The organism is Chelatococcus sp. HY11 (genome assembly GCF_018398335.1).
Lineage (GTDB): Bacteria > Pseudomonadota > Alphaproteobacteria > Rhizobiales > Beijerinckiaceae > Chelatococcus.
Genome location: NZ_JAHBRX010000001.1, coordinates 1,697,290 through 1,709,532, shown reverse-complemented (window position 1 = coordinate 1,709,532; position 12,243 = coordinate 1,697,290). Strand labels below are relative to the sequence as shown.

The 12,243-nt window shown below is 64.2% G+C and carries 9 protein-coding genes; 5 read left to right on the top strand and 4 right to left on the bottom strand.

What is annotated here, in order from left to right; all coding sequences use genetic code 11:
- Positions 1-250 precede the first annotated feature (250 nt).
- On the top strand, positions 251-1,768 hold the full coding sequence (gene scpC, locus KIO74_RS07960) for a succinyl-CoA:acetate CoA-transferase ScpC (protein ID WP_213331501.1): 1,518 nt from the start codon (positions 251-253) through the stop codon (positions 1,766-1,768).
- A gap of 108 nt (positions 1,769-1,876) precedes the next feature.
- Here scpC and KIO74_RS31650 read toward each other — a convergent pair whose 3' ends face one another.
- A complete protein-coding gene (locus KIO74_RS31650) occupies positions 1,877-4,753 on the bottom strand; it encodes a DNA translocase FtsK (protein ID WP_249730903.1) in 2,877 nt (958 codons plus the stop codon).
- Positions 4,754-4,950: 197 nt separating this feature from the next.
- Here KIO74_RS31650 and KIO74_RS07950 point away from each other — a divergent pair, with 197 nt between their 5' ends.
- Complete coding sequence (locus KIO74_RS07950; RefSeq protein ID WP_213331500.1) at positions 4,951-5,724, top strand: LamB/YcsF family protein; 774 nt, start codon at positions 4,951-4,953, stop codon at positions 5,722-5,724.
- Between the two features lie 158 nt (positions 5,725-5,882).
- The gene (locus tag KIO74_RS07945) at positions 5,883-7,589 is read left to right on the top strand and encodes an IlvD/Edd family dehydratase (protein ID WP_213331499.1); all 1,707 of its coding nucleotides are present in this window, start codon (positions 5,883-5,885) and stop codon (positions 7,587-7,589) included.
- Positions 7,590-7,807: 218 nt separating this feature from the next.
- Here KIO74_RS07945 and KIO74_RS07940 read toward each other — a convergent pair whose 3' ends face one another.
- Positions 7,808-8,578: an HpcH/HpaI aldolase family protein gene (locus KIO74_RS07940; protein ID WP_213331498.1), complete on the bottom strand. Its 771-nt coding sequence runs from the start codon at positions 8,576-8,578 to the stop codon at positions 7,808-7,810.
- A gap of 126 nt (positions 8,579-8,704) precedes the next feature.
- A complete protein-coding gene (locus tag KIO74_RS07935; protein ID WP_213331497.1) occupies positions 8,705-9,628 on the bottom strand; it encodes a hydrogen peroxide-inducible genes activator in 924 nt (307 codons plus the stop codon).
- Positions 9,629-9,843: 215 nt separating this feature from the next.
- Here KIO74_RS07935 and KIO74_RS07930 point away from each other — a divergent pair, with 215 nt between their 5' ends.
- The gene (locus tag KIO74_RS07930; protein WP_213331496.1) at positions 9,844-10,398 is read left to right on the top strand and encodes a peroxiredoxin; all 555 of its coding nucleotides are present in this window, start codon (positions 9,844-9,846) and stop codon (positions 10,396-10,398) included.
- Between the two features lie 99 nt (positions 10,399-10,497).
- A complete protein-coding gene (gene ahpD, locus KIO74_RS07925; RefSeq protein WP_213331495.1) occupies positions 10,498-11,025 on the top strand; it encodes an alkylhydroperoxidase, AhpD family in 528 nt (175 codons plus the stop codon).
- 78 nt (positions 11,026-11,103) lie between these two features.
- Here ahpD and KIO74_RS07920 read toward each other — a convergent pair whose 3' ends face one another.
- A complete protein-coding gene (locus tag KIO74_RS07920; RefSeq protein ID WP_213331494.1) occupies positions 11,104-12,204 on the bottom strand; it encodes a choloylglycine hydrolase family protein in 1,101 nt (366 codons plus the stop codon).
- Between the last annotated feature and the right edge of the window lie 39 nt (positions 12,205-12,243).

The window sequence follows — 12,243 nt, the reverse complement described above, 5'->3', positions numbered from 1 at the left end:
GATTGATCTACGACTATGGTATAAAGTTGCCATCGCCTCGTCTTGGATGATTTCGACTGAAACCATTGGGTTTCGTCGCAAATGAAACTATATCGTGAGGATTACGTTCAGTTTTGCGTGTAATTGCCGCATAATTGCTCTTGAGAGTCTTTGCGAATTGACACGGAGCCATGGGTGTCCTGTGTAGAGCATCATTAGATGCCGGCTCGATAGCCGGCGCGATGGCTTGAAACGCACAGGAGGAAACGGCGTGATCGATCGTCGGCGTATCGCCAGTGAGCGGCTGCGGACCAAAATTGCGACCGCTGAGGAGGCGGCATCGCTCATCGCTTCCGGTACGACGATCGGCATGAGCGGTTTCACCGGCTCTGGTTATCCGAAGGCCGTGCCGCTCGCGCTCGCGGCACGCATCGAGGCGGCCCATGCCGCCGGGGATCCGTTCCGCGTCCGCATCTGGACCGGCGCCTCGACCGGCCCGGAGCTCGACGGCGCCTTGGCCAAGGCCGACGGTATCGAGTTTCGCTTGCCCTACAATTCCGATCCGATCGCCCGGGAGAAGATCAACCGCGGCGAGATGGATTATTTCGACATGCATCTGAGCCAGGTCGCGCCGATGGCGTGGCAGGGCTTTCTCGGCCCGCTCGACACGGCTGTCATCGAGGTAGCCGGCATTCGCGCCGACGGCAGCCTCATTCCGTCGTCGTCGGTCGGCAACAACAAGACCTGGATCGAGCAGGCGAGCCAGGTGATCCTCGAGGTCAACAGCTGGCAGAATGCTGCGCTCGAGGGCATGCACGACATCTACTACGGCACGGCGCTTCCGCCGAACCGGGTGCCCATTCCGCTTACGCGTCCGGATGATCGCATCGGGGAGACGGTTCTGCGCTGCGACCCGGAGAAGATCGTCGCCATCGTCGAGACCGATGCGCCCGACCGCAACCTGCCGTTCTCGCCTCCCGACGCGGACGCGCGCGCCATCGCCGGCCATCTCCTCGAGTTCTTCGAGCATGAAGTCGCCCGGGGCCGTCTGCCGCCCTCGCTGCTGCCCCTGCAATCGGGCGTCGGCAACATCGCCAATGCGGTGCTCGCGGGCCTGCTCGACAGCCCCTTCGAGAACATGACCGCCTATACGGAAGTCATCCAGGACGGCATGCTCGATCTCCTTGCCGCTGGCAAGCTGAGGATGGCCTCGGCCACCAGCTTCTCGCTCAGCCCGGAGGCGGCTGCGGCCCTCAATGCGGATATGGATCGCTTCCGGCATGCCATCATCCTGCGCCCGCAGGAGATCAGCAATCACCCGGAGATCATCCGTCGCCTCGGTTGCATCGCCATGAACGGCCTGATCGAGGCCGACATCTACGGCAATGTCAATTCGACCCACGTGATGGGCTCCCGCATCCAGAACGGCATCGGCGGCTCGGGCGATTTCGCCCGCAACGCCTATGTCTCGATCTTCGTCACGCCGTCGACGGCCAAGAAGGGGCAGATCTCGGCGATCGTGCCGATGGCGAGCCACGTCGACCATATCAACCAGGATGTGCAGGTCATCGTGACCGAACAGGGGCTCGCGGACCTGCGCGGTCTCTCGCCCAAACAGCGCGCCAAGGTGATCATCGAGAACTGCGCCCATCCGGACTTCCGCCCGGCGCTCGCGGACTATTTCCAACGTGCTCGTGAGCACTCCTACGGCCAGCAGTCGCCATGCCTGCCCGGTGAAGCGCTCTCCTGGCACCAGCGGTTTATCGAGACGGGCTCGATGCGGTTTTGAGGAGGTCTCGGCGGGCCCGGAGTTCGCCGTGGCTGCCCCCACTCCGCAGAACGGACAATAAAAAAGGCCCGGCTGTGCCGGGCCTTCGCATCCGCGTGGCAGAGCGGCTCACATCTCCTTCAGAATCTCGCGCTTGCCCGCGTGGTTGGCCGGGCCGACGATGCCCTCGTTCTCCATGCGCTCCATGATCGAGGCCGCGCGGTTGTAGCCGATCTGGAGGCGGCGCTGGATATAGGAGGTCGAGGCCTTCTTGTCCCTCAGCACGATCATGACGGCTTGATCATAGAGGTCGCCGCCTTCCTCGCCGAAGGAGCCCATGCCGGTCTTGTCGAAGACCGCGCCATCCTCGCCTTCACCGGTCGCCTCCGGCGCGGGTTGCTCGTCGTCGTCGCTCGTCGTGACGGCGTCGAGATAATCGGGCCGACCCTGCAGCTTGAGATGATCGACCACCTTCTCGACCTCTCGGTCTGAGACGAAGGGACCATGCACGCGGGTGAGGCGGCCGCCACCGGCCATATAGAGCATGTCACCCTGGCCGAGCAGCTGTTCGGCGCCCTGTTCGCCGAGAATGGTGCGGCTGTCGATCTTCGACGTCACCTGGAAGGAGATGCGGGTCGGGAAATTCGCCTTGATGGTGCCGGTGATGACATCAACCGACGGACGTTGCGTCGCCATGATCAGATGGATGCCGGCGGCGCGGGCCATCTGGGCGAGGCGCTGGATGGCGCCTTCGATGTCCTTGCCCGCGACCATCATCAGGTCGGCCATCTCGTCGACCACCACCACGATATAGGGCAGGGGGGTCATGTCGATGGGCTCGCCATCGCTGTCGAGGAAGTCGTCCTGGGTGCCCTGGGCGCGCGCCTCGACGGCGCGGGCGTTGAAGCCGTCGATGTTGCGCACACCGAGCTTCGACATCTTCTTGTAGCGATCCTCCATCTCGCGCACCGCCCATTTCAGGGCGACGACCGCCTTGCGCGGATCGGTCACGACCGGCGTCAGGAGATGCGGGATACCCTCGTAGATGGAAAGCTCCAGCATCTTCGGATCGATCATGATAAGCCGGCAGGCTTCCGGCGAATGCCGGTAGAGCAGGCTCAGGATCATGGTGTTGATGGCGACCGACTTGCCCGAGCCGGTGGTGCCGGCGACGAGCAGATGCGGCATGCGCGCGAGATCGACGATGATCGGCTCGCCGCCGATGGTCTTGCCGAGGCACAGGCCGAGCTTCATCTGCGCCGTCTCGAAATCGCGGCTCGACAGAAGCTCCCTCAGCCAGACGGTCTCACGTGTCTTGTTCGGCAGTTCGATGCCGATGACGTTACGACCGGGCACCACGGCGACGCGGGCCGAGATGGCGCTCATGGAACGGGCGATGTCGTCGGCCAGCCCGATGACGCGGGAGGACTTGGTGCCGGGCGCGGGCTCCAGCTCGTAGAGCGTCACGACAGGGCCCGGATTGGCATCGATGATCTCGCCACGGATGCCGAAGTCATGCAGGATCTGCTGCAGGCCGACCGAATTTTTCTCGAGCAACTCCTCGGAGTGCTCCAGATTGGGCTCAGCTGCCGAGGGTTCCGTGAGCAGTTCGAGCGCTGGCAGCTCGAAGCCGGCGCCAAGCAGGCGTGGCATCGGGTGCCGTTCCGGAGTCTGCTCCGTTACGGGCAGGGCTGAAGGAGAGGATTCGGACTCAACCTCAATTGGCGCCGCGCTTTCCATGGATATGGCGGCGGCAGCGTCCTCGGCGGTGTCCACGGCGTCCTTTTCGACTGCGGCCTTTTCATCAACCGTAGCCTCCGACACAACGTCCATATCCGGATCGGGACCTAAGTCCAAGACAGACTCCAAGTCCACGATGGGTCTCAGGTCCACCACAGGTCCTAAGGCCACATCAGGACCCATGGCGGGCGGCAGCCATCCGAATGAGACATTGACAGAAACCGAGGGTGCGAGCGGAGCCGGAGCAGCTGCTGCCGCCGGAATGTCCGCCGCAGCTTGCTGCCGCGATGCCTTCTGACGGGCGATCAGCGGTGGCGGACGGCGTTTTGATGCCTCGCCATGCGCTGCCACGGGGGCGTCACTGGCAGGCGCGCGCTCGTCGGCGAGAGAGGCCGGCGTATCGATGGGCTGCTTGGCAGTGGGATCATTGTCCTGCGTCGCATCCCTGCGAGGCAGAGACGTGAGGCCGACCTGAATGATCTCGACGAGGCTCTGAAGGTGCGAGAGACGGCCCGGCGCAGCCTGGGCAGCGGTCTCATCGCCGTCGTCCTCGATGACCTGGAACGGATCTGCGTCAGGCCATTCATGTTCGGACATGTCCCAGACGCCATCGGGCCAATGCTCGGCTTCGTCTTCGACGAGACCGGCGCGCCGAATATCAGCGGGGGCACGCGCGTCTTCCATGTTATGGGCCTCATAGGCCTCATGGGTGGCGGTGAAATTGGAGTGAGGTGATGCCAGCTCCGCGACAGGGGGGGGCTGATGCAGGGGCTCCTCGGATGCGGGCGGCGCGCTTGCGGATAGCTGGCGCGGCGCGTCACGCCAGACATATTGCTTATCGGCGGCCGGCGAGGCGCGGTTCTGCGCGGTATGGAGCGGCATCAGCGACGGTGGAGGAAGCGTCGTTGGCGGCAGCCGCGTTTCCATGGCGGCGCGGTCTTCCCGATAAAGCGCGTCGGCGATGTCGCTTGCTGCCGGCATCAGCCGCGTGCTGTCGCCGGCATCCGTCGCCGAATCATAGTCCGTCCGCAACAGGTAGTCCGGTGTGCGGGTGAAACGGGCGTTCGAGCCCATGGCGAAGAACTGCAACCAGCTTGGCGCGGGTGGGCCATCCAGCGGATCAGGCTTGAGCCCGGCTGGTGCATAGCTTGATCGCTCGTGGGAATCCGAAGCCGTAGCCGGTCTATGTCCACGCTCCCCGCCCTTGGCGAGGTACGAATCACCACGCGGGTTGTTCAGTTTCGGAGGCTGTGCCGGAGATTGCATGTGCCGTCGACTACCCTGTTACGCCTACGCTCAACGCTCTGAGCGGTGACCTTGGCAGGGAATATGAATTACATCCTTAACGAAGGATGGGTTTGTCGCGCTATTCTGTGTGTTGTGGCACGGCATTGCGCTCTGGAAAGCCTTCGATGCCTGCCTCTATGCTGGTGTCGCAAGTCTGTAGAATGGGGAAAACTCACATGCCCGTGGATCTGAATGCCGATATGGGCGAGGGGTTTGGCCCGTGGAGCATCGGTGACGACTCGGCGATGCTCGACATCATCACCTCTGCCAATGTGGCTTGCGGATTCCACGCTGGTGACCCCCTTATTATGGCCAATGTTGCCCGTGAGGCACAGGCCAAGGGCGTCTCCATCGGGGCGCATCCCGGCTTCAACGATCTCTGGGGCTTCGGACGGCGGGTGATCCGCGGCGACAGTCCGTCCGATACCGCGACGATGGTCGCCTATCAGATCGGTGCTTTCCAGAGCGTCGCGGCGCTCGCGGGCCATCGGGTGACCCATGTGAAGTTGCACGGCGCGCTCTCCAATATCGCGGCCGAGGACGACGATCTCGCACGCGCCCTCGCAGGCGCGATCCGCGCCGTCGATCGTGATCTCGTCTTCCTGGTCATGCCGGGCACTGCGCTTGAGCGGGCGGGCGAGGCCGCGGGGCTGCCGCTGGCACGGGAAATTTTCGCCGACCGTACCTATGACGACAGTTTCAACCTCACGAGCCGCAAGATCGCCGGGGCAGTCCTGCACCAGCCTGACGCTATCGTCGCCCATGTCATGCGCATGGTGGAGGAGGGAGCCATCATCACCACCTCGGGCAAGCGCCTGAAGGTGGTGATCGATTCCATCTGCGTGCATGGCGACAATCCACAGGCGGTGGCCGCCGCAGCTGCGGTGCGTGCCGCGTTGACGGAGGCCGGCATTGCGATGAGGCCCTTCGCGTCAGGCGAACCTCGCTGAAACGTCAGCCAACATGCCAAAAAATCGCCGCTGCCTCCCATCTTGGTCATGGCCGCCGGGCCGGGATCACTTTAGAGTGGTTCGACCGGACCGCTGCGAAGCCATGCTTTTCAGGAGGTTAGGGATAATCAAGACGGATTGTCGGTGAGGATACGGATATGGCCCGTGGGCTGCGCAAGGGTTTGACCAGCTACGGCGACGATGGATTTTCGCTGTTTCTGCGCAAGGCCTTCATCAAGGCCATGGGCTATTCCGACGATGCCCTCGATCGTCCGATCGTCGGCATCACCAATACCTACAGCGACTATAACCCCTGCCACGGCAACGTGCCGCAACTGGTCGAGGCCGTGAAGCGCGGCGTCATGCTGGCCGGCGCCATGCCCATGGTGTTCCCGACCATCTCCATCCACGAGAGCTTCGCGCATCCGACATCGATGTTCCTGCGCAACCTGATGGCGATGGACACCGAGGAGATGATCCGCGCCCAGCCGATGGACGCGGTAGTCGTCATCGGCGGCTGCGACAAGACATTACCCGCGCAGATCATGGCGGCAGCCAGCGTCGACCTGCCGACGGTCGTCGTGCCGGTCGGCCCGATGGTCGTCGGCCATCACAAGGGGGAGGTGCTCGGCGCCTGCACCGATTGTCGCCGCCTGTGGGGCGCGCATCGCGCCGGCGAGATAGATGCGGCGGAAATCGAAGTGGTCAACGGCCGCCTCGCCCCGTCGGTCGGCACCTGCATGGTGATGGGCACCGCCAGTACCATGGCCTGCGTAACGGAGGCCATGGGCCTCTCGCTGCCGATGAGCGGCACCATCCCGGCACCTCACGCGGAGCGCGTGCGCCTTGCCGAGGCGAGCGGACGACGCGCGGCGGAGATGGCGGTCGCCGGAGGCCTGAGGCCGAGCGAACTCCTGACGCCGGCCGCGTTCCGCAATGCGGCTGTCGTGCTGCAGGCCATCGGCGGGTCCACCAATGGCGTCGTTCATCTGGCGGCCATCGCCAACCGGACGCCACATGCCTTCTCGCTGGACGAACTCGACGAGATCGGCCGCCTGGCGCCAGTCCTCGTGGATCTCAAGCCGTCCGGCCAGCATTATATGGAGCATTTCCACCACGCCGGTGGCGTCCCCAAGCTTCTGGCCAATCTTGGCGACCTCATCGATCTCGATGCGCCGACCGTCGCGGGCGGTACGTTGCGCGATGTCGTCGCCGCGGCTGAGGACGTGCCGGGGCAGGATGTCATCCGTACGCGCGGTGCGCCGATCAAGGATGTCGGTTCCATGGCGGTGCTCTACGGCAATCTCGCGCCGCGCGGCGCCATCATCAAACAGGCGGCGGCGAGCCCGGCGCTGCTGCAGCATGAGGGGCGGGCGGTGGTGTTCGAGAACGTCGCCGACATGGGCGCGCGCATCGACGATCCCGACCTCGACGTCAATGCCGACGATGTGCTGGTCCTCCGCAACACGGGCCCGAAGGGCGCGCCCGGAATGCCTGAGGCCGGCTATCTGCCTATCCCGAAAAAACTCGGCCGACAGGGCGTGAAGGACATGGTGCGCATCTCGGATGCCCGTATGAGCGGTACGGCCTTCGGCACCATCGTCCTGCATATCACGCCGGAATCTGCTGTCGGCGGTCCGCTGGCGCTGGTGCGGACGGGCGATCGCATCCGCCTCGACGTCGCGTCGCGTCGCATCGATCTCCTCATCGACGAGGCCGAGATGGCGGCGCGGCAGGCGGCCCACGCGGCCGAGCCGCCGCACCCTGTCCCGGAGCGGGGCTATGCCAGGCTCTACCACGACAGCGTGACACAGGCCGACGAAGGTTGTGATTTCGGCTTCATGGCACGGCGGCCCGGCGAATAAGCGGCCTCCACAAGCGTCGGGATGCTTGCTGTGGCGCCCCCACCCCTTACCCCTGCCCGCAAGGGGCAGGGGCGCGTTTCACGTGGAGATTTCTGGAAAGCACGCTGGCGTTCCCCAACGCGTCGCGATACCCAACCGTTGACGAACTACGCAACGCCTGCCTCGCCCCTCTTCCTTGCGGGGAGGGGTAGCGCGACGACGCTCTAATCGCCGAACGCTCAACCTTTGTAGGCTTTGACGAGCGCGTCCGTCTGCCGCGCCAGTATCCCGGCATCGATGCCCACGGCAACGAAGGTGAAGCCGGCGGCGATGACATCGCGGCAGTCGGCCTCGGAGGCGGACAGGAAGCCAGCCGCTTTTCCGGCGGCCTTGATGCGCCGGCCGCCCTCGATGATCGCGCTCCAGATCTCCGGTTCACGCCATTTGCCGGCCTTCCCGAAATCAGCGGAGAGGTCGGCCGGGCCGATGAACAGGCCATCGACGCCGTCGATCGCGGCGATGTCCTCGATGGCGTCGAGCCCCCGGCGGGTTTCGACCTGCACCAGAACGCAGATCTCATCGACAGCCCGTCCGAAATAGTCTGGCACGCGGCCATAGCGGTTGGCGCGGCTGAGACCGCTCAATCCGCGGATCCCGTGCGGCGGATAGCGGGTCGCGGCGACCGCCTGTCGCGCTTCCTCCGCCGATTGCACATAAGGAAAGAGCAGGGTGCGGGCACCCATGTCGAGCAGGCGTTTGACCAGGACCGGTTCATTCCAAGGCACGCGGACGATCGGCTCCGCCACGCCGCCCTCCGCCGCACGCAGATGGTGGCCGATATCCGGCAGCTCGTTTGGCGAATGCTCCATGTCGATGAGCAGCCAGTCGAAGCCCGCACCGGCGGCGATTTCCGTCGAAGTCGGGCTTGCTGTCGTGAGCCAGAAGCCGATCAGCGGGTTGCCCGCCTGTAGTCTGGACTTGAAGGAATTCGCGGGGAGATCGGTTCGCATCACGCTGTCCTGTTCGTTTCCTCGTCACGTCGGCGCGCAGGATCAACCGAAAGGCCGGCAGGGGCAAGGGGCGGCTGCCGGCCGCCGCCGAAGTCCGCCATTGCGCGATCACGGCCAACGGGCCTGCTAAACGTCCGCCCTTGCCGCGCTGTGGGGCAGGCAGTGATCGCGCAGGTGATCGGCCAGCAGCAGATAATCGCGTCGCCGGGCGGCGCCGGTGCGCCATACGAGCGCTAGGCTGCGCTTGGCGCGGGCGTCTGCATAGGGCAGAAGTCGCAGGCGTGCGCCGCGGGTCGCGCCCGCCTCCACGGCGATGTCCGGCAGCAGCGTCACGCCCATGCCGAATTCGACCATCTGCACGAGTGTCATGATGCTGGCCGCCCGCACATCGTCTGCCTCTGGCAGGTCGTCGAGGCCTATCGCCGCGATGACGTGCTCGCGCAGGCAATGGCCGGCCTCGAGGAGCAGCAGCCTTTCGCCTTTAAGCTCACCAAACGCGACGGTTTCGCAATTGGCAAAGGGGTGGTCGAGCGGCACCGCGAGATGGAACGGATCATCGCCCAGAATCTCGCATTCCAGCCCTTCGAGGCTGTAGGGCGTGGCAATGAGCGCTGCGTCGAGGCTGCCGGTGCGCAGGGCTTCGAGCAGCGCGCGGGTCAGCCCCTCGCGGACGAAGAGATGCAGCTCCGGATAGGCGTCACGCAGACTGGGAACCACCTTCGGCAGGATGAAGGGCGCGACGGAGGGGATGACGCCGAGACGCAGCGGTGTGGTCAGCGGACGCACCGCTTCCGCCACATGTTCCGGCAACTCCTCCACGAGGCCGATGATCGACTTGGCGCGCCGCGTGACGGCCTCGCCGGCCGGCAGGAGCTGGATCCTTCTGGCGGAGCGGTCCACGAGGTCGGTGCCGAGCTCGGTTTCCAGCGCCCGTATGGCGGCGCTGAGGGTCGACTGGGTTACGCCGACCCGCTCTGCGGCGCGAGAGAAAGACATGGTTTCGGACAGCGCCACGAGGTAGTGCAACTGGCGGAAGCTGACGTTCAACACGCTTTGCCCAATCGAAGTTCAAGGATCTCTCGGCATGCACGCATGCCGGCGTCCGGGGAGACTTGTACCTATCGATATCGCCGATAGTTCGCATTTGCACAATCGGTTTGATTGCACTGCACCGAAGGGGCTATGCCAAAGGCCAGAGGGAATCATGATCGTGCATTCAAGGCCGCGACGTGAACCCCGCATCATCTTTGGACGAGGATTCAAGCATGCTCGGTATCGGCGACAAGCTGCCCACATTCCAAGTTACCGGCGTGAAACCCGGCTTCAACAACCACGAGGAAGGCGGGGTCTCGGCCTTCGAGGCGGTCACCGAAGCAAGCTTCCCGGGCAAGTGGAAGATCATCTTCTTCTACCCGAAGGATTTCACCTTCGTCTGCCCGACAGAGATCGCCGAATTCGCCCGTCTTGCCGATGACTTCGCCGATCGCGACGCGGTTGTTCTCGGTGGCTCCACGGACAACGAATTCGTCAAGCTGGCCTGGCGCCGCGACCACAAGGATCTCAACAAGCTGCCGATCTGGTCGTTCGCCGACACCAACGGCTCGCTCGTTGACGGCCTCGGCGTGCGTTCGCCCGATGGCGTCGCTTATCGCTACACCTTCATCGTCGATCCCGACAATGTCATCCAGCATGTCTATGCGACCAACCTCAACGTCGGCCGCGCCCCCAAGGACACGCTGCGCGTGCTTGACGCGCTGCAGACGGACGAGCTCTGCCCCTGCAACCGCGAGGTTGGCGGCGAGACGCTCAAGGCGGCGTGATTCTGTTGCCGATGTAACGCGTATTGGCGGGCTCCCCTGTGGGGTCCGCCACTTATCTGTCCCGGCCGCGTCGCCGGGATTTTTGTGTCGAGGGTTCCGATGTCGATTGATACGCTCAAGTCCCAGATCCCGGATTTCGCCAAGGATGTCCGCCTCAATCTTTCGTCCATGGGGAGCGACGAAAGCCTGACGCCGGCACAGAAATACGGGCTCTTCGTCGCATGCGGCATCGCCTCGCGGAATGAGGTCGTGCGCAAGGCCCTCGTTGCCGAGGCGGCGGCGCATGTCGACGAGGCGACCGTGACGGCGGCAAAGGCCGCGGCCGCGATCATGGGCATGAACAACGTCTACTATCGCTTCGTGCATCTGGCCGCGAACAAGGACTACAAGACGCTGCCAGCGAAGCTCCGCATGAATGTCATCGGCAATCCGGGTGTGCCGAAGCTCGACTTCGAGCTCTGGTCGCTGGCGGTATCGGCCATCAACGGCTGCGGCATGTGCATCGACGCCCATGAGGACGTGCTGCGCAAGGGAGGCGTGACGACGGAAGCGATCCAGACGGCGGTGCGTTTCGCCGCGATCATCCAGTCGGCGGCGATCGCCGTGGAAGCCGCTGACGTCGCCTGATGTGCCGGCGTCCAAAGGAAGCCGCAAGGGTAGTTGTGAGGAGAGCCTCACGCCCGGTCGGGCGTGAGGCTTGCGGTGTCAGGGCTGCAGTGCGGCGGCGCCGGAGACCGGCTTCGGGTATGGCAGCTTGCTCACAAGCTTGGCGCTTGGCTTGGTCTCCGCGAAGATCGGGGCAAGATCAATCGTGAGATAGTTGAGGCGATTGTCGTAATCGGCAATCATGAGACGGTTGTTCGTTACGTCTTTCAGGACGACCCACTGCGTATAGTCAGAGACCATCTTGCCGTCAGGCATGCGTGACTGCGCGATGCCGATCGGTATGTCCACGTTGTTGAGGATATGCGCGACCGCCTGTGTCGCTTCCGCGGCGGTCTTCGGCTCGGTTATCCCATGCCGCAGCATCGCGGCGCGCACGAAGCGCGATGGCGGCGTGTAGTCGCCGGGCATACCCAAAAGGCCGCCGCCCTGGCCGAGCTCGGTCACGTTCACCGTGCCGACCTGCCGCTCAGGCACCCCCACGGTCGACAGGTTCAAGTAGTTGCGAACATTGTTGAGGTGCCAGTCGTAGGTCGGCGCGTTGGTCAAGACCTTCGCGACATTGTCATGGATCTGCACCTCGCCATTGACGTATTCGACGACCATTCCCGCTCCGCTGCGATCGACGAAGAGGAAGTGAATGGTCGCCGGCGTGGGGCCGGTCGGCAGGCTGTCGTCCGCCCAGACTTGCATGGTCTTGAGCGCGTCGCGCAGCGCATCGACGGTGGCGAAGTTGCCCAGCGCCCAGCTGCCGAATGTCAGGATCGACTGGTAGTCCTTATCCTGCGCGGTCACCGCTTGATACTGTGTGAAGCCCGGAAGAAAATTGCCGCTCATCGACAGGCCCTCGGAATTCTGGCCATCGAGCAATGTCCCGCCCGGGATGATGCCTGCGCTCACGCCCACGACGCTGTAGCGGGTGGTCACGGTCTTTGCGGGCAATCCGGTGTCCTTCGGCGCCGTCAGCGTCAGCTCCGTGCCCTTCGGCTGGCTCACCAGGGTCCATTGCATATCGAATGCCCACTCCATGGTTCGCCCGGCGATGACGCTTTTGTCGGCGGCGACGATATCGACGGCCGTGCATGCAAGTGCGGTATTCATGGCGGCGATCAATGAAAGCGTGGTGGCGACTGAACGGAGCATGTTTTATCCCTTTGGGCCATCTGGCTGGCCACTATTATG